General features: G+C 62.9%; 17 protein-coding genes. All 17 read left to right on the top strand.

All coding sequences use genetic code 11. The features are described 5' to 3' along the window. Positions 1-16 precede the first annotated feature (16 nt). The 17 genes from lpxK (at position 17) to lptB (ending at position 17,227) form a co-directional block, all read left to right on the top strand. The gene (gene lpxK / locus KP003_RS15910) at positions 17-1,093 is read left to right on the top strand and encodes a tetraacyldisaccharide 4'-kinase (RefSeq protein ID WP_217300714.1); all 1,077 of its coding nucleotides are present in this window, start codon (positions 17-19) and stop codon (positions 1,091-1,093) included. A gap of 123 nt (positions 1,094-1,216) precedes the next feature. Next, the gene (waaC, locus tag KP003_RS15905; protein WP_216499966.1) at positions 1,217-2,269 is read left to right on the top strand and encodes a lipopolysaccharide heptosyltransferase I; all 1,053 of its coding nucleotides are present in this window, start codon (positions 1,217-1,219) and stop codon (positions 2,267-2,269) included. Between the two features lie 238 nt (positions 2,270-2,507). After that, positions 2,508-3,518, top strand: a complete 1,011-nt coding sequence (gene pseB / locus KP003_RS15900) for a UDP-N-acetylglucosamine 4,6-dehydratase (inverting) (protein ID WP_216499967.1) — start codon at positions 2,508-2,510, stop codon at positions 3,516-3,518. Positions 3,519-3,528: 10 nt separating this feature from the next. Then, positions 3,529-4,698, top strand: a complete 1,170-nt coding sequence (gene pseC / locus KP003_RS15895) for a UDP-4-amino-4,6-dideoxy-N-acetyl-beta-L-altrosamine transaminase (RefSeq protein ID WP_216499968.1) — start codon at positions 3,529-3,531, stop codon at positions 4,696-4,698. Further along, positions 4,695-5,390 (top strand): pseudaminic acid cytidylyltransferase, encoded by a 696-nt coding sequence (gene pseF, locus KP003_RS15890; protein WP_216499969.1) that lies wholly within the window; start codon positions 4,695-4,697, stop codon positions 5,388-5,390. The genes pseC and pseF overlap by 4 nt, the downstream gene beginning before the upstream one ends. A 19-nt stretch (positions 5,391-5,409) precedes the next feature. Further along, positions 5,410-5,970, top strand: a complete 561-nt coding sequence (gene pseH / locus KP003_RS15885) for a UDP-4-amino-4,6-dideoxy-N-acetyl-beta-L-altrosamine N-acetyltransferase (RefSeq protein WP_216789170.1) — start codon at positions 5,410-5,412, stop codon at positions 5,968-5,970. Further along, the gene (pseI, locus tag KP003_RS15880) at positions 5,967-7,025 is read left to right on the top strand and encodes a pseudaminic acid synthase (RefSeq protein WP_216499971.1); all 1,059 of its coding nucleotides are present in this window, start codon (positions 5,967-5,969) and stop codon (positions 7,023-7,025) included. Before pseH ends, pseI begins: the two co-directional genes overlap by 4 nt. A gap of 69 nt (positions 7,026-7,094) precedes the next feature. Further along, positions 7,095-8,576, top strand: a complete 1,482-nt coding sequence (locus tag KP003_RS15875) for a capsular polysaccharide export protein, LipB/KpsS family (protein ID WP_216789168.1) — start codon at positions 7,095-7,097, stop codon at positions 8,574-8,576. Between the two features lie 132 nt (positions 8,577-8,708). Continuing rightward, the gene (locus KP003_RS15870; protein WP_216499973.1) at positions 8,709-9,728 is read left to right on the top strand and encodes an NAD-dependent epimerase; all 1,020 of its coding nucleotides are present in this window, start codon (positions 8,709-8,711) and stop codon (positions 9,726-9,728) included. Between the two features lie 169 nt (positions 9,729-9,897). Next, positions 9,898-10,854 carry a GSU2086 family protein gene (locus KP003_RS15865; RefSeq protein WP_217300713.1) on the top strand — a complete coding sequence of 319 codons (957 nt, stop codon included), beginning with the start codon at positions 9,898-9,900 and terminating at the stop codon, positions 10,852-10,854. 187 nt (positions 10,855-11,041) lie between these two features. Beyond that, positions 11,042-11,581, top strand: a complete 540-nt coding sequence (locus KP003_RS15860; protein WP_216499974.1) for a transposase — start codon at positions 11,042-11,044, stop codon at positions 11,579-11,581. Positions 11,582-11,729: 148 nt separating this feature from the next. Further along, the gene (gene hldE / locus KP003_RS15855; protein ID WP_216499975.1) at positions 11,730-13,193 is read left to right on the top strand and encodes a bifunctional D-glycero-beta-D-manno-heptose-7-phosphate kinase/D-glycero-beta-D-manno-heptose 1-phosphate adenylyltransferase HldE; all 1,464 of its coding nucleotides are present in this window, start codon (positions 11,730-11,732) and stop codon (positions 13,191-13,193) included. 75 nt (positions 13,194-13,268) lie between these two features. After that, positions 13,269-14,321 carry a GDP-mannose 4,6-dehydratase gene (gmd, locus tag KP003_RS15850; RefSeq protein ID WP_216499976.1) on the top strand — a complete coding sequence of 351 codons (1,053 nt, stop codon included), beginning with the start codon at positions 13,269-13,271 and terminating at the stop codon, positions 14,319-14,321. Continuing rightward, positions 14,311-15,240 carry a GDP-L-fucose synthase gene (gene fcl, locus KP003_RS15845; protein ID WP_216499977.1) on the top strand — a complete coding sequence of 310 codons (930 nt, stop codon included), beginning with the start codon at positions 14,311-14,313 and terminating at the stop codon, positions 15,238-15,240. Before gmd ends, fcl begins: the two co-directional genes overlap by 11 nt. Before the next feature lie 205 nt (positions 15,241-15,445). Then, positions 15,446-16,018 (top strand): LPS export ABC transporter periplasmic protein LptC, encoded by a 573-nt coding sequence (gene lptC / locus KP003_RS15840; RefSeq protein ID WP_216499978.1) that lies wholly within the window; start codon positions 15,446-15,448, stop codon positions 16,016-16,018. Further along, positions 16,018-16,509 carry a lipopolysaccharide transport periplasmic protein LptA gene (gene lptA, locus KP003_RS15835; protein WP_216499979.1) on the top strand — a complete coding sequence of 164 codons (492 nt, stop codon included), beginning with the start codon at positions 16,018-16,020 and terminating at the stop codon, positions 16,507-16,509. Before lptC ends, lptA begins: the two co-directional genes overlap by 1 nt. After that, positions 16,490-17,227, top strand: a complete 738-nt coding sequence (lptB, locus tag KP003_RS15830; protein ID WP_217299884.1) for an LPS export ABC transporter ATP-binding protein — start codon at positions 16,490-16,492, stop codon at positions 17,225-17,227. The genes lptA and lptB overlap by 20 nt, the downstream gene beginning before the upstream one ends. Positions 17,228-17,468 lie beyond the last annotated feature (241 nt).

Genomic DNA, 17,468 nt, shown 5'->3' with positions numbered 1-17,468 from the left:
CTACTATCGCGAGCTGATGTCGGGGAAACGCTCCGGCCGGGGAGACCGGGCCTTGCTCGCCCTGCTGCGTCTCGCCTCACGCCCGTACGCGGCGGTGCTGCGACTGAGGGCGCTCGGGTACCGGCTCGGGCTCATTCCCTCGCACCGGCTGCCGCGCCCGGTGATTTCGGTCGGCAACCTGGTGTTGGGCGGCACCGGCAAGACCCCGATGGTCGCGTGGGTGGCGGGGCGTCTGATGAGTCAAGGCAAGAGGGTCTGTGTGCTTTCCCGCGGCTACGGCGGGAGCGCCGAGGGGGAGATCCGCATCGTTTCCGACGGCGAGAACCTCCTGCTCTCGCCCGAGGAGGCGGGGGACGAGCCGTGCCAGCTGGCCAGGATGCTGCCGGGCCTCATGGTGGTGATCGGTTCCAACCGCTACCGGGCCGGGCTCCATGCCTTGGAGCTTCTCAACCCGGACATCTTCATCCTGGACGACGGCTACCAGCACCTGAAGCTGAAGAGGGACCTGAACCTCCTGCTGCTGGACGCGGAGAAGCCGTTCGACAACGGCCTCACCCTGCCGGGAGGCTTCCTGCGCGAGGCGCCTGCTGCGGCCGGGCGCGCCGACGTGGTGGTATGCACCAGGACGCCGGAAGGAAAGGGGGGGGGCGCCCCTGTTCCCGGCAAGCCGACCTGCTGGACAAAGCATCGCCTTTCTGGCATAGTCCCGCTCGGCGGCGGGCCCGCCACCGGATTCGAATCGGCACAGGGGCCGCGCGTCATGGCCTTCTCTGGCATCGCCAACCCGGGTGCCTTCTTCGACGGCTTGGAAGCGGTCGGGGTAAGGCCGGTGACCACGCTCTCCTTCCCTGACCACGTGAGCTACGGCGAGCCCGAGATCGCCGCCATAGTCCGGCTGAAGACCGCCTCGCGCTCCACGGTGCTTCTCACCACCCAGAAGGATGCCGTGAAACTGCTCCCCCATGCGGAAAAGCTCCCGGGCTGCTTTGCAGTGGTGCTCGAACTGGAGTTCCGGGACTCGCATCCCCTTGAGGATGCCCTGTCCAAGCTGCTGACATCGTCACCCTCCCCCTCTCCCCCCGGGAGAGGGTAGGGGTGAGGGCGCTGCAAGTGGCAAGATCTTGATCCTGCCGTCGCCCTCACCCGGCCTTCGGCCACCCTCTCCCAGTGGGGAGAGGGGCTAGAAAGCGAAAAAAATGCTGCGAGTGAAAACTAGATGCGCGTACTGATCATCAAACCATCATCCCTTGGCGACGTGATCCAGACCCTGCCGGTGCTCGACTACCTGCACCAGGCGGCGCCCGGCATCGAGGTCGATTGGGTGATCGAGGAGAGCCTGCAGGAGCTGCTGGCGGGACACCCGCTGGTAAGCCAACTGCACCCGGTGCCGGCCGCCCGGTGGCGCAGGCACCGCTTTGCCGTCAAGACCTGGCGCGGGATTTCCGCCCTGCAGAAGACCCTCTGCGAGCGGGCCTACGACCTGGTGTTCGACCTCCAGGGAGACCAGGTGAGCGGGGTGATCTCCCGGTTTTCCGGTTGTGCCGACCGGCTCGGTTTCGAGCGCGAAGAGGTCAAGGAACCCCTCAACACGATGTGCAACACCCGCCTGATTCCGGTGCGCAGGCAGGAGTTCCACAACGTCGACCGTGCCCTGCGCATGGTCAGCATCCCTCTGGCCAAGGACTTCCGCTCCATGGACCTGGTGAGCCACCTCGAGAGTTCGCCGGAGGACGAAGCCAACGCCGAGGCGCTCCTCGCCACGCTGGCGGACGGGCTGGTTTTCCTGTTTCACCACGGCACCGCCCAGCCGACCGGGGCCTGGAGTGAAAAGGGGTGGACCGAACTGGGCCGGGAGGTGCTGGATCGCTTTCACGACGCATCCATCCTGCTCCCCTGCAGCACCGACGCCGAGCGCGAGGTGGCCTGCTCGATAGCTGCCGCCGTCGGGCCGGGGTGCCGGGTCCTGGACCGCCTTTCCCTGAAGGGGCTGGTCGCCCTCCTGAAGAAGGTGGACCTGGTGGTCGGGGGTGACGCCGGGCTGGTGCAGATGGCCGCCGCCCTGGGGACACCGACGGTCTCCTTCTACCGCGGCACCCTCGCCAAGAGGAGCGCGCCGCGCGGCGACGCCCATGTCGCCCTGCAATCGCCTATGCACTGTGCGGGATGCCTGAGGGACCACTGCGACAAGGACGCCAAGTGTCGTGACAGCATAAAGGTCGAGGCGGTGCTCTCGGCCGTGCTGCGCCTGCTGGCGCCGTCAGTCGGGTAGAACTGCCCCACCCCCTCCCCCGCAAGGGAGGAGGGAGAAATAGGCAAAGAGGTTAATTAGGGCAAGGATGGCCGCAGACGCTGTCCTTGCTCGCTTTTTTGTGGCGTTTCTGCTATGTTGTGCGTTGTTTTGCCCGGAGCCCGCCTGGGCGGTTGGGAATGTGAAGGTAAACGGGGGCGGAGCGGTTGCCGCAGCACCTGAAAAGATATTTATCGAAATTATCAAGCGAGGGACGAACGTGTTAAAAAATCGCAGCATTCTGGTCACCGGTGGCACCGGGTCGTTTGGCAAGAAATTCGTGGAAACCATTCTCACTGCGTACCCGGAGATCGAACGGGTGGTGGTCTACTCTCGTGACGAACTGAAGCAGTTCGAGATGGCGCAGCAGTTCTCCCACGACAAGTACAAGCAGATCCGCTACTTCATCGGCGACGTTCGTGACCGCGAGCGCCTCTCCAAGGCGATGGAAGGGATCGACATCGTCATCCATGCCGCCGCGCTGAAACAGGTCCCGGCCTGCGAGTACAACCCGTTCGAGGCGATCAAGACCAACATCCACGGCGCGCAGAACGTCATTGAAGCCGCCATCGAGCGCGGCGTGAAGCAGGTCGTCGCCCTTTCCACCGACAAGGCCGCCGCGCCGATCAACCTCTACGGCGCCACCAAGCTCTGCTCCGACAAGCTCTTCGTTGCCGCCAACAACTTCAAGGGGAAGCACGACATCAAGTTCTCCGTGGTGCGCTACGGCAACGTCATGGGGAGCCGCGGCTCGGTGATCCCGTTCTTCATGAACAAGAGGAGCTCCGGCGTCCTCCCCATCACCGACGAGCGCATGACCCGCTTCAACATCACCCTCGAGGACGGCGTCAAGCTGGTGCTCTACGCGCTCGAGAACATGTGGGGCGGCGAGATCTTCGTGCCGAAGATCCCGAGCTACCGCATCAACGACATCGCCGAGGCGATCGCCCCGAACTGCAAGCGCGAAGTGGTCGGTATCCGCCCGGGCGAGAAGCTGCACGAAGAAATGATCACCATGACCGACGCCATCTCCACGGTCGAGTTCGAGAAGTACTTCGTCATCCTCCCCTCCATCCCGCTTTGGGACGTGGACAAGTTCGCGGCCGCCTTCAACGGCAAGCTCTGCCAGGACGGGTTCTGCTACAACTCCGGCACCAACAGCGAGTGGCTGAACGTCGAGGAACTGCGCGAGCTGATCAAGGAACACGTCGACCCGAACTTCACCTACTAGGAGGCAGGGCGTGAAACAGGCACCGATCCCCTACGGCCGGCAGTCCATCTCCGAGGCCGACATCCAGGCGGTTGTTGACGTCCTGCGTTCCGACTGGCTGACGCAAGGGCCGTCCATCGAAGCCTTCGAGCAGGCGGTGGCGCAGTATTGCGGCGCGAAGTACGCGGTGGCCGTGAACAGCGCCACTTCCGCGCTGCACATCGCCTGCCTCGCCGCCGAACTGGGCGAGGGGGACACCCTCTGGACCACCCCCAACACCTTCGTCGCCTCGGCCAACTGCGGCCTGTACTGCGGCGCCGGTGTCGACTTTGTGGACATCGACCCGAAGACCTACAACCTCTCCGCAACCGAGCTGGAAAAGAAGCTGGCAAAGGCCAAGGCGGAAGGGAAGCTCCCCAAGGTGGTGGTCCCGGTTCACTTCTCCGGCCAGCCCTGCGAGATGGACCGGATCGCCGAGCTCTCCCGCGAGTACGGCTTCTCCGTCATCGAGGACGCCTCCCACGCCATCGGCGGCAAGTATAAAGGTGAGGCGATCGGCGGCTGCCGCTTCTCCGACATGACCGTGTTCAGCTTCCACCCGGTGAAGATCATCACCACGGCGGAAGGGGGCATGGTGCTCACCAACCGCAAGGACCTGTACGACCGGCTGATCCGCCTGAGAAGCCACGGCATCACCCGCGACCCCGCCTTCATGGAATGGGAGAGCGACGGCCCCTGGTACTACCAGCAGATCGAGCTCGGCTTCAACTACCGCATCACCGACCTGCAGGCCGCGCTGGGCCTTTCCCAGATGACCCGCCTGGACGAGTTCGTCGCCTCCCGGCACCGCCTGGCGGCGCGCTACGACGAACTCCTGGCGCAGCTCCCGGTGGTCACCCCGTACCAGCACGCCGACAGCTACTCGGGTCTGCACCTCTACGTGATCCGGCTCAAGCTGGACGAGATCTCGAAGAGCCACCGCGAGGTGTTCGAGGCGCTGCGTGCCCGGGGGATCCTGGTCAACCTGCACTACATCCCGGTGCACACCCAGCCCTACTACCGGCGCCTGGGCTTCAAGCCGGGCGACTTCCCCGAGTCCGAGCGCTACTACGCCGAGGCGATCAGCCTCCCGATGTTCTCCAGCCTCACCGACGAGCAGCAGGACCGTGTGGTCGCGGCGCTCAAAGAGACGCTGTCGTGAACGTAGCCATCATCCCGGCACGGGGCGGCAGCAAGCGGATCCCCCGCAAGAACATCAAGGAGTTCTGCGGCAAGCCGATGATCGCCTGGTCCATCGAGGCGGCGCTTGAAAGCGGCTGCTTCAGCCGAGTCCTGGTCTCCACCGACGACGCCGAGATCGCGGAGGTGGCCAAGAAGTTCGGGGCGGAGGTTCCTTTCCGGCGTCCCGCGGAGCTTTCCGACGACCATACCGGCACCATTCCCGTCATCCGTCACGCGGTCGAGTTTGTGGCGGGGGAGGGGGATCGCCCCGAGTACGCCTGCTGCATCTACGCCACCGCCCCGTTCGTGACGCCGGCGGACCTGAAGCGCGGCCTCGACCTGATCAGGGAGGCCGGTTGCTCCTACGCCTTCTCGGTGACCAGCTACCCCTTTCCGATCCAGCGCGCCATCAGGATCGACGGCAACGGCCGCGTCGGGATGTTCGATCCCGCCCAGTTTTCCACCCGTTCTCAGGACCTCGAGGAGGCCTTCCACGATGCCGGGCAGTTCTACTGGGGGCGTGCCGAGGCCTGGATAGCCGAGGAGAAGATCTTTTCGGAAAAGGCGGTCCCCGTCCTTCTGCCGCGCCACCAGGTGCAGGACATCGACACCCTGGAAGACTGGCACCGGGCGGAGCTGATGTTCCGGGCCTGGCGCGGGCAGGTCGAGTAAAAAACCATCGAGGTGACAGATGCGCCCTGAAGAGTTCAACCTGCGCCCCATCGAAGAGCGGGACCTCGACCTGGTCCTCTCCTGGCGCAATTCCGAGCGCGTGCGCTCCTACATGTACACCGACCACCTGATCGCCCCCGAGGAACACCGGGCCTGGTTCGCCAGGACGCGCGACGCGGAATTCCCCGCGACCCTCATCTTCGAGTACCAGGGCCGGCAGGTCGGCCTGAAGAGCTTCAACCAGATCGACCGTCATTCCAACCGCTGCCACTGGGGCTTCTACCTCGGGGACGTGGAGCTGCCGCGCGGCTGCGGCACGGTGATGGGGTTCCTGGCGCAGGAGTACATCTTCGAGAAGCAGGGCTTTAGAAAGCTCTGCGCCGAGGCCTTCGCTTTCAACGAGGGGAGCATCAAGTACCACACCCGCCTCGGCTTCGCGCAGGAGGGGCGGCTGGTGCAGCACGTGCTGAAGAACGGGCGCTACGAGGACGTTGTCGTCTTCGCTACTTTCAAAGAGAACTGGCTGGCCAACAAGGAAGCGTTGGCGGCAAAGATATTCCGGGAGGACGCAGCACAATGAGTTCTATCCAGATCGGCGACAGGTTCATCGGCCCGGGCCACGCGCCATTCATCATCGCCGAGATGTCGGGGAACCACAACCAGTCGCTGGAGCGCGCCCTGGAGATCGTCGAGGCCGCGGCCGCTTCCGGCGCGCACGCACTGAAGCTGCAGACCTACACCGCCGACACCATGACGCTCGACCTGAAGGAGGGGGAGTTCTTCATCGAGGACCCCAAGAGCCTCTGGAAGGGGCGCTCCCTGTATGACCTGTACCAGGAGGCGCACACCCCTTGGGAGTGGCACAAGCCGATCTTCGATCGCTGCCGCGAACTGGGGCTCATCTGCTTCAGCACCCCCTTCGACGCGAGCTCCGTCGAGTTCCTGGAGGAGCTGGACGTACCTTGCTACAAGATCGCTTCCTTCGAGAACACCGACCTGCCGCTGATCCGCAAGGTGGCGGCGACGGGGAAGCCGGTGATCATCTCGACCGGCATGGCGACCCTGGCCGAGCTGGACGAGACGGTGCGCGCGGCGCGCGAAGCGGGGTGCCGCGGCCTGGTGCTCCTGAAATGCACCAGCACCTACCCGAGCACCCCCGAGAACACCAACGCGCGCACCATCCCGCACCTGAAGGATCTCTTCGGCTGCGAGATCGGGCTTTCCGACCACTCCATGGGGGTGGGGGTCTCGGTGGCGGCGGTCGCCCTCGGTGCCACGGTGATCGAGAAGCACTTCACGCTGTGCCGCGCCGACGGCGGGGTCGACTCCACCTTCTCCTTGGAGCCGGAAGAGCTGAAGAGCCTGGTGGTCGAGACCGAGCGCGCCTGGCAGTCGCTGGGGCGGATCAGCTACGGGCCGACCGAGAAGGAGAAGAAGTCGCTGGTGTTCAGGCGCTCGCTCTACGTGGTCGAGGACGTCAAGGCCGGCGAGCCGTTCACCGAGAAGAACGTCCGCGCCATCAGGCCCGGCAACGGTCTTCCCACCAAGTACCTGGAGACCTTCCTGGGCAAGCGGGCGGCAGTCGATATCCGCAGGGGAACGCCGCTCTCCTTCGATCTCTTGGGCGGGCTCTAGCGCCGGTCGTTTTTTCCTCTGCGGCTTGGCGTCGCGGACGATGCAACTTTCAGAAAGGGTTTTGTGACTATGGCAATGAGGCTCCTGTGCGTCTCCACATCTAAGAACACCAGCGTGATCTTGCAGAAGATCATGGACCAGTACCGGGATGAGGTCGAGTTCCTGCTGCACGTTGGCGACAAGGACTCCGATCTCAAGGCATCGTCCATGACCCGGATGACGAGGACCAGGGCGGTCGGCAAGACCCATGTCATGGACGGGCAGAAGTTCAACGGCCTGCTGCACTCGGTGATCACCCGGGACGACTTCGAGAAGGACATCTCGATCTTTATCGACCACCTGCATCGCAGGGATGAAAAATTCTGCTATAAATCACATAACCTTGCCTGCATGCAGGATTACCTTGACTACTACTACATCCTGTTCGACGTCATGGCGGAGAAGGTGATTGAAAACAACATCACCCACATGCTGTTTTTCAACGTGCCGCACCTGGCCTACGACACCATCCTGTACCAGATCGGCAAGAGCCTCGGGCTGAAGATCGTGATCGTGACCCAGTCCCTGTTCCCGAACAAGTACTTCTCCATGCCCTCCATGGATGCCTACGGCAGTTTCGAGCCCAAGAAGCACCAGGCACCGCCGGCGCACATCGAGAAGAACAAGGAAATCGACCTCTTCTACATGAAGAACGTGAAGCAGGAGCAGGGGGAGACCGGGAAGATCACCGCCAAGGCGATCGGCCACATCCTCTCCTTCCTGGCCATCAAGAAACCTTCGTACCTGTTGAACCCGGCCAAGCTGTACGATATCCTCAAGCGCACCAACGACATCTACCGGCGTCTGCCCAAGTGGCGCGACCCCTTCGCACGGTTCTTCCATGTCAACGAGCTGGAGTATTTCGAGCACATCATCCAGTACGAGAAGGTGGAGTACGACCTGGACGTCCCGTTTGTCTACTTCCCGCTGCAACTGCAGCCTGAGATGACCACCTCGGCGCTGGGCGGGTACTTCCGGGACCAGGCGCTCGCCATCGAGTGCCTGGCCAGCATCCTCCCGGAAAACGTAAAGATCTACGTCAAGGAGAACCCGAAGCAGGGAGCCTACAACAGGGGGCCGCTCTTCTACCACCGCCTGCGGCGCATCAAGAACGTGGTGGTCCTCCCCTCCTTCGCCAACACCCACACCCTGACCGACCGTTCCCTCTTCGTCTGCACCATCACCGGGACCGTCGGCTGGGAGGCGCTCATCAAGGGGAAGAAGGCGCTCATCTTCGGCAACACCTGGTACCAGTCCTTCCCCGGGGTCTTCAAGTACGGGGATGCTACCAGCTATGACGAGATCATGAACTACCGGGTCGACCACGCCGAACTCGAGCAGGCCTTCGGTGCGCTGCTCTTCAAGTGTCATGACGGCGTCGTGGACCGGCACTACACCAAGCTGGTCCCCGATTACGACGCGGCAAAGAACGACGAGGGTGTCTGCACGCTCCTGATGGACCTCCTGAGGGGGAAGGCGGAGTTCACCTTCAACCCCGGCCCCGCCGCCTAGGCCGGAAACAGGCGCCGCCGCACCAGCGGCGCTTCGATGCCAAAAGCCGGCGCCAGACGCCGGCCTCCTGTTGCAGCCAGTACATATTGCCATCCCAGAAATCTGGCCGCCCCCCGCGGCATAGGAGGAGTCATGAGGAAGATGCTGGTCACCGGTGCCGCCGGTTTCATCGGCTTTCACCTTAGCAAAAGACTTTTGGCCGCCGGCGTCGAGGTGGTCGGTCTCGACAACCTGAACGACTACTACGACGTCAACCTGAAGTACGGCCGCCTGAAGCAGCTGGAAGAGACCTCCGGCTTCCGCTTCGTCAAGATGGAGCTCGCGGACCGGGATGGGATGGCGGCACTGTTCGAGCGCGAGCGGTTCGACGTTGTGGTGAACCTCGCCGCCCAGGCCGGCGTGCGCTACTCCCTGATCAACCCCTACGCCTACGTGGACAGTAACCTCTCCGGCTTCATGAACATCCTTGAGGGGTGCCGCCACCATGGCGTCAAGCACCTGGTCTACGCCTCGTCCAGTTCGGTGTACGGCGCCAACACCTCGATGCCCTTCTCAGTGCACCACAACGTGGATCACCCGGTCTCGCTCTACGCCGCCACCAAGAAGGCCAACGAGCTGATGGCCCACACCTACTCGAGCCTGTACGGCATCCCCACCACGGGCCTGCGCTTCTTCACGGTGTACGGACCCTGGGGGCGCCCGGACATGGCGCTCTTCCTGTTCACCAAGGCGATCCTCGAGGGACGCCCCATCGACGTCTTCAACTACGGCAAGATGCAGCGCGACTTCACCTACGTCGACGACATCGTCGAAGGTGTCACCCGCGTCATCGACAAGGTGCCGCAGAAGGACTCCACCTGGAGCGGTGCCCACCCCGATCCTGGGACCAGCTACGCCCCCTACAAGATCTACAACATCGGCAACAACAACCCGGTGGAGCTGCTGCGCTTCATCGAGGTGTTGGAACAGGCGCTGGGCAAGGAAGCGCAGAAAAACCTGCTCCCGATCCAGGCAGGCGACGTTCCGGCCACCTATGCCGACGTGGACGACCTGATGCGGGACGTCGGTTTCCGCCCCGCCACCTCCATAGAGGACGGCATCAACCGCTTCGTCGCCTGGTACCGCGAGTTCTACAGGGGACAAGGCCTGTAACAGGCATCCCTAATCATCAAGCTCTCCAGTTCCCTCTCCCACCGGGAGAGGGTGCCCGAAGGGCGGGTGAGGGGCTTTTTGAAGCTGGAAACTCCCCTCACCCAGGCCTCTCCCGGAGGGAGAGGCGATGTTGGATGTTTACACCACCAAAGCTGCAGAAAGGATCGCTGTGAAATACCGGCCACTCGATTTTTCTGGTGTCAGCACCTACCCGATATCGTCCCGCAAAAACAAGATGAACGTGCAGGAGCACTTCGCCAAGCCGGTGAGACCCGGCATGACCGTCGCCGAGCTCTTGGCCGCCATGCCAGACCAACTGGGCTCCCAGGCCTTAAACGGCGTCATCGACGCGGTCGTCGCCGCACGTGCCAAGGGGAAGCCGGTGGTCATGGCCATGGGGGGACACGTGATCAAGTGCGGCCTCCAGCCGGTGCTTAAGGCGCTGATCGATGCCGACGTGATCACCGCCGTCGCCTTGAACGGCTCCGGTTCCATACACGATTTCGAGATCGCCCTGATCGGCGCTACCAGCGAGGACGTGGGCGCCGTGCTCCATGCCGGCACCTTCGGCATGGCGGAAGAGACCGGGGCCCAGATCAACGAGGCGCTGAAGCAGGGCGTCCTCCAGGGGCTCGGGCACGGCGAGGCGCTGGGGCGGATGATCCTGGAGCGCGAGCTTCCCTACCGGGAGCAGAGCCTCATGGCCGCCTGCGTGCAGAAGGGGATCCCGGTCACCGTGCACGTTGCCATCGGCACCGACATCACCCATCAGCATCCTTCCGCCGACGGCGCCGTTCTGGGCGCGGCGAGTTTCACCGATTTCCGGATCTTCACCTCGGTAGTTTCCGAGCTAGGTGACGGCGGTGTCTACCTCAACATAGGCAGCGCCGTGCTCCTGCCCGAAGTGTTCCTGAAGGCCCTTTCCATAGCACAGAACCTTGGGCATCACGTCGACCGTTTCACCACCGCAAATTTCGACATGCAGCAGCATTACCGTCCGTTGGTGAACGTGGTCAAGCGTCCCACCTCCGGCGACAGCCGCGGCTACACGGTCACCGGGCATCACGAGATCATGCTGCCGCTGCTGGCGGCAGGGATCCTCGACAGAATGGGGAACAAAGGGTGACGTTGCAGATTGGTCAAGGGCGAATGATTATTCGCCCCTACGCACACTGGATCACAGCTCATCATGCCGCTTTTGGGTAATGCCAAAGTAACTGATACGAACGCCGCTGGTTTTTTGCAGAACCTGTAGGGGCGAATAATCATTCGCCCCCGCCGCAGGCTATTCCACATCCGTTCAGAGGTTGGTGATGCCGTATGATCCAAGGCTGCACCATCGGCGATCCGTTCGCCTGGAAGGCTTCGACTATTCACAAAATGGCGCATACTTCGTCACGGTGTGTGCCCATGAAAGACAACCTCTCTTCGGGGCTCTACGGGCGGGTGATACTGAAACTACTGTAGAACTTAACCCGGCCGGGCAGGCGGCACAGAGATATTGGCTGGAGATACCTCAGCATTTCCCACTGGTCACCCTCGATGCGTTCATCGTCATGCCGGATCATGTGCATGGCATCATGTTACTGTCAGGGCACGTACCGGTCTCGGGGCGGGTAAGGGGGGCGAATGATTATTCGCCCCTACAGGAGCACGGAACATCATTGACGGTAGGTTCAGTGGTTAGAGGATTCAAGATTGGTGTAACGAAATGGTTCAAAGAAAACCAACCATGTGCCGATAAGGTTTGGCAGCGTAGTTACTATGAACACGTAATCCGAAACGACAACGAGCTGGATCTGGCCCGGCAATACATAGTTGAGAACCCAACAAAGCTGCACGAACACCAATGACGCTGCAACGGGTTGCATCTGTAAGGGGCGAATGATCATTCGCCCTGACGGTCCAGCCACCCTGCAATAAAACCAATGACGGTGCAATGGCCGTAGGGGCGAATAATCATTCGCCCTGCCACCGTCCCAAGCACCATCAGGAGAACCCATGGATAGGCGAGAAGTAGAATCCCTTTTCGAACGCGCCGCCAGCGTGCGCGCCCTGGTGGTCGGCGACCTGATGCTGGACGAATACCTCTGGGGACGCGCAGAACGGATCTCGCCGGAGGCGCCGGTGCAGGTGGTCGAGGTGGCGCGCGAGGACCTGCGCCTTGGCGGGGCGGGGAACGTGGTCAACAACCTCGCCGCCCTCGGTTGCCGGGTGTCTGTCGGCTCGGTGATCGGCACGGACGAAGACGGCCAGCTCCTGCGCCACGCCCTGGAGGAGAAGGGGGCCGGGGTGGACGGGCTGGTCGAGGACCCCGAGCGGACCACCAGCAAGAAGACCCGCGTCATCGCCGCCAACCAACAGATCGTCCGGATCGACCGGGAGATGCGCTCCTCGATCGGTGCAGCCAGTGAAAAGACGCTGCTCGATTACCTCCTCAACCACCTGGGCGAGTTCGACGTGGTGGTGGTCTCTGACTACCTGAAGGGGGTCTTGACCCCGTCGCTTCTCTCCGCGCTCTGCCGCAAGGGGCGCGAACTCGGCGTGCCGGTGGTGGTCGACCCCAAGGGGGACGACTTCGCCAAGTACCGCGGCGCCACGCTGCTCACCCCCAACCGCAAGGAGGCCGAGGTCGCCTCGGGGACCGCCATCATCGACCAGGCCTCGCTGGAAGTGGCTGCAGCCAGGATGCTCTCCACCCTGGAGCTGGACGCCCTCCTCATCACCCGCAGCGAGGCGGGCATGTCCCTCTTCCCGGCCCAGGGGGAGGCGGTGCACATCCCGACCGTGGCCCGCGAGGTCTTCGACGTGACCGGCGCCGGCGACACGGTCATCTCGGTCCTGTCGCTCGGGCTTGCCTGCGGGGTGACACTCGCGGATGCCGCCTGGGTGGCCAACGTGGCCGCCGGCATCGTGGTTGGCAAGCTCGGCACCTCAACGGTCTCTCCCCGCGAGATCATCGCGGAGGTTGGCCACTCCCTGCGCGACAGCGATTCCAAGATCAAGAACCTGGACGTCCTCGCCCACCTGGCGGCCCGCGAGCGCGCTCGGGGTAAAAAGGTGGTCTTCACCAACGGCTGCTTCGACCTGTTGCACGTCGGGCACGTGAAATACCTGCAAAAGGCGCGGGAATTGGGCGACATCCTGGTGGTGGGGCTCAACACCGACGACTCGGTGCGCCGGCTCAAGGGGGAGGGGAGGCCGCTCATCGAGGAGAAGGAACGGGCCCACATCCTGGCGGCCCTCGGGTGCGTGGACTTCGTGGTGCTCTTCGACGAGGACACCCCGCTCAGGGTGATCGAGGCGCTCCGCCCGTCCATCCTGGTCAAGGGGGGGGACTACAGCATCGACCAGGTGGTGGGGCGCGAACTGGTCGAATCCATGGGAGGGCGGGTCGAGCTGATCGAGTTCGTCGACGGTCGCTCCACCAGCCGCATCATCGAGAAGATCCTCTCCTCCAGTTGACGCAGCGCCTGCGCCGGGTTGCGGTCCGGGCCCGGCATGCTATTCATATCTAATTCGATTTTCCCTGGAGGAATCATGAAAAAGGCTTTTATCACAGGCATCACCGGCCAGGACGGCTCCTACCTCGCCGAGCTCCTCTTGCAAAAGGGGTACGAGGTGCACGGCATGATCCGCCGTTCCTCCTCCTTCAACACCGGCCGGATCGACCACATCTACCGCGACCCGCACGAGGCGGACACGCGGCTGTTCCTCCATTACGGCGACCTCAACGATGCCAGCTCCATCAACCGCCTGCTGCGGGAGATCCATCCCGATGAGATCTACAACCTGGGCGCCCAGAGCCACGTCCGCGTCTCCTTCGACGTCCCGGAGTACACCGGCGAGGTGGACGCCTTGGGGGCGGTGCGCATCCTGGAGGGAATCCAGGAGGCGGGGATCACGACCCGTTTCTACCAGGCCTCCTCTTCCGAGCTCTACGGCAAGGTGCTGGAGACGCCGCAGAAGGAAACCACCCCCTTCTACCCCCGCTCGCCGTACGCCTGCGCCAAGGCATACGCCTTCTACATCACGGTGAACTACCGTGAGAGCTACAACATGTTCGCCTGCAACGGCATCCTCTTCAACCACGAATCCCCGCGCCGCGGCGAGACCTTCGTGACCAGGAAGATCACCCGGGCCGCCGCGCGCATGAAGCTCGGGCTGCAGGACCGGCTTTACCTCGGTAACCTGGAGGCGAAGAGGGACTGGGGCTTCGCCGGCGACTACGTCGAGGCGATGTGGCGCATGCTCCAGGCGGACCGGGCCGACGACTACGTGGTGGCGACCGGCGAGACCCACAGCGTCCGTGAGTTCGCGGAGCAGGTCTTCGGCAGCCTGGGGATGGAGCTCACCTGGAAGGGGGAGGGGGAGCAGGAGCAGGGGATCGACGTCAAGACCGGGAAGGTCCTGATCGAGATCGACCCGCGCTATTTCCGCCCGGCCGAGGTCGACCTGCTGCTGGGGGACGCCACTAAGGCCAGGCGCGAGCTGGGCTGGGAGCCCAGGACGAGCTTTCCGCAACTGGTCAAGATGATGACCGAGGCCGATCTCGCCATCGCGGAACGGGAGCTGAGAGCCGATGGAAAATGACGCCAGGATCTTCGTGGCCGGGCACCGCGGCCTGGTCGGTTCCGCACTGGTGCGGGAACTGGAGCGCCAGGGGTACCGGAACCTCTTGCTGCGTAAGAGCTCCGAGCTCGATCTGCGCGACCAGGGGGCGACGCGGGCCTTCTTCGAGGCGGAACGTCCGGAGTACGTGTTCCTGGCGGCGGCGAAAGTGGGCGGCATCGTCGCCAACAACAGCTTTCCGGCGGAGTTCATCTACGACAACCTGATGATCCAGAACAACGTGCTGCATTCGAGCTACCTCGCCGGGGTGAAGAAGCTCTTGCTCCTGGGGTCCACCTGCATCTACCCCAAGCTCGCCCCGCAGCCGATCAAGGAGGAGGCGCTGCTCACCGGTCCGCTGGAGCCGACCAACGAGCCGTACGCCATAGCCAAGATCGCCGGCATCAAGATGTGCCAGTCCTACAACCGCCAGTACGGGACCCGGTTCATCTGCGCCATGCCCACCAACCTCTACGGCCCCAACGACAACTTCGACCTCACCACCTCCCACGTCCTCCCCGCCCTGATCCGCAGGTTCCACGAGGCCAAGGCGGCCGGGGCGGAAAGCGTCACCATCTGGGGGACCGGTACCCCATACCGCGAGTTCGTCCATGTGGACGACGTCGCCGGCGCCTCCTTCTTCCTCATGCAGCATTACGAGGGATGGGACCCGGTGAACGTGGGGAGCGGCGAGGAACTCTCCATCGCCGACCTGGCCCGCAGGATCGCGGCGGTGGTCGGCTTTGCCGGAGAGATCCTGTTCGACGCCTCCAAACCCGACGGCACCCCCAGAAAGCTCAGCGACGTGAGCCGCATCCACGAGCTGGGGTGGCACCACAAGATCGGGCTCGACCAGGGGCTCAAAGACACCTACGCCTGGTACCTCGCCAACCGCTGCTGATTGCGTCTCCTTTTCCGACAGCTCCAGGCGCCGCCCGTCCCGTTTTCAGGCCGGGACCGGCGGCGCATTTAAGGTGCCGAATTCTCATGAGTTAGTCGGCCAACCGCTATTTTGCGCCTTCTTCAATCTTTGTGCCAAAATTTTCGAAGCGCACCAAAATGCGCTTTACAGTGAAATTCTTAGATGCTATACTTCCAGCGAAATCATGCATAACTTCAATAATTTCAAGCGATTCCTCGGTGTCCTGGCAGTTGTTGCTTCCCTGCTGGTGATTGCCACCATAGTCTTCCGTATGCAGCAGGAAGTGGCCCCGAAGTTGTCGGTGCGCAAGCTTCCGCTCCAGGTGGATGTTTCCCTGCACAAGTTCCATTACACGGAAACCAAACAGGGCATCAAGCGCTGGGAGCTCGCCGCCGACCGAGCCGACTATAACAAGCAGGCCGACATCTCCTACCTTTCCGGCGTGCAGATGGTGGTGCACGGGGCGGGAGGGGTCGGCGAGTTGCTGATAACGGCGGACCGCGGCGAATACCATAACGGGACCAGGGACGTCGCCCTCATCGGCAACGTGCGAGGGAAAAGCAGCAAGGGGTACGGGTTCTCGGCCCCCCGCGTCAACTACGTCGCGGCGCGCAGCATGCTGCAGACCTCCGAGCGGGCCAGGTTGACGGACATCGGAAGCGAGTTGGAAGGGACAGGTATGGAGTACTACACGCAGACTCGAAAATTCAGGTTGTTGAAGGACGTAAGCGCCGTGTACCGGCAGGGGGGGAAGTGATGCGCCGTATCGTCTCCTGTCTCGCGCTGCTGCTTGCCCTGGCGACGGCGGGCTATGCCGCGCAGGGCGTCAGCAACAAAGAGCCTTTAAAGGTAAAGTCGGACACGCTCAATACCGATAACGAGAAGAAGACCGCGACGTTCGAGGGAAAGGTGGTCGCCCGCCAGGGTGACATGACCCTGTACACGGACCGCATGGTGGTTTCCTACAACGGGCCCAACAACGAGGTGTCGCAGGTCGAGGCTTTCGGCAACGTGCGCATCGTCCAGGAGGACCGCCAGGCGACCGGCGCCCACGGGGTGTACGATCCGAAGACGGCGCGCATCGTTCTGGACGGTAACCCGAAGGTGGTATCCGGCGAGGACGTGGTGACCGGCAAGGTCATCATCTACTACGTCAACGAGCAGAGGAGCGTGGTTACCAGCGGCCCGAAGGAACGGGTGGAAGCGGTCATCCATCCGGGAGGAAAGAATGTCGGTGCCAAGCCGTAGCACCCTCTACACCAAGGGACTCCAGAAGGGCTTCAACAAGCGCATGGTGGTGAAGGGGGTGGACCTAGAGATCTCCTCGGGCGAGGTGATCGGGCTCCTCGGTCCCAACGGCGCCGGCAAGACCACCACCTTCTACATGGTGGTGGGGCTGGCCCGCCCGGACCAGGGAGAGGTCTTCCTGGACGGCGAGCCGATCACCGGGCTCCCCATGTACCAGAGGGCGCGCCGCGGCATCAGCTATCTGCCGCAGGAACCGTCGGTGTTCCGGCGCCTCACCGTGAGGGACAACCTCCTTGCCGTCCTGGAGACCATGGACCTCGAGCCGGTGCGGTGCAGGGAGCGGGTGGAGGAACTGCTGGCGGAATTCCGCATCGAGCACATCGCCGGCAGCCGCGGCTACGCCCTTTCCGGCGGTGAGAGGCGCCGCGTCGAGATCGCCCGGGCTCTGGCTACCGATCCCAGCTTCATCCTGCTGGACGAGCCTTTTGCCGGCATCGACCCGATAGCGGTGATCGATATCCAGAACATCATCAGGGCGCTGAAGGGGAAGGGGCTCGGGGTGCTGATCTCCGACCACAACGTGCGCGAGACCTTGGGGGTCTGCGACAAGGCCTACATCATGAACGCCGGCGAGGTTCTCGAAGTGGGTGATCCGGTTCAGATCTCGCAGAGCAAGAAGGCTCGGGAAATCTATCTGGGAGACAAGTTCAGGCTGTAAAGAAAAAAGACGTTCTATGTTCTACGTTCCAGGTTCTACGTTAAAATGCGAAATCGAGGTCGCCAAAGTTCCTTGCCCGCGCTATAATGAGAACAAAGAGAGCGGATACTCCATGAACATCGGAAAGTTCAATTCTCACACAGCTCGAGCTCGTCAATTACACGATTTATCAAAGGGTTCCCAAGCTTTTCAACGTAGAGCATGGAACATAGAACGTTGCGTAGCACGTAAAACGGGTTTC

Source organism: Geomonas diazotrophica (assembly GCF_019063885.1).
GTDB classification, from domain to species: domain Bacteria; phylum Desulfobacterota; class Desulfuromonadia; order Geobacterales; family Geobacteraceae; genus Geomonas; species Geomonas diazotrophica.
The sequence above is the reverse complement of the archived record's forward strand: the minus strand, read 5'-3'. Positions and strand labels throughout refer to the sequence as shown.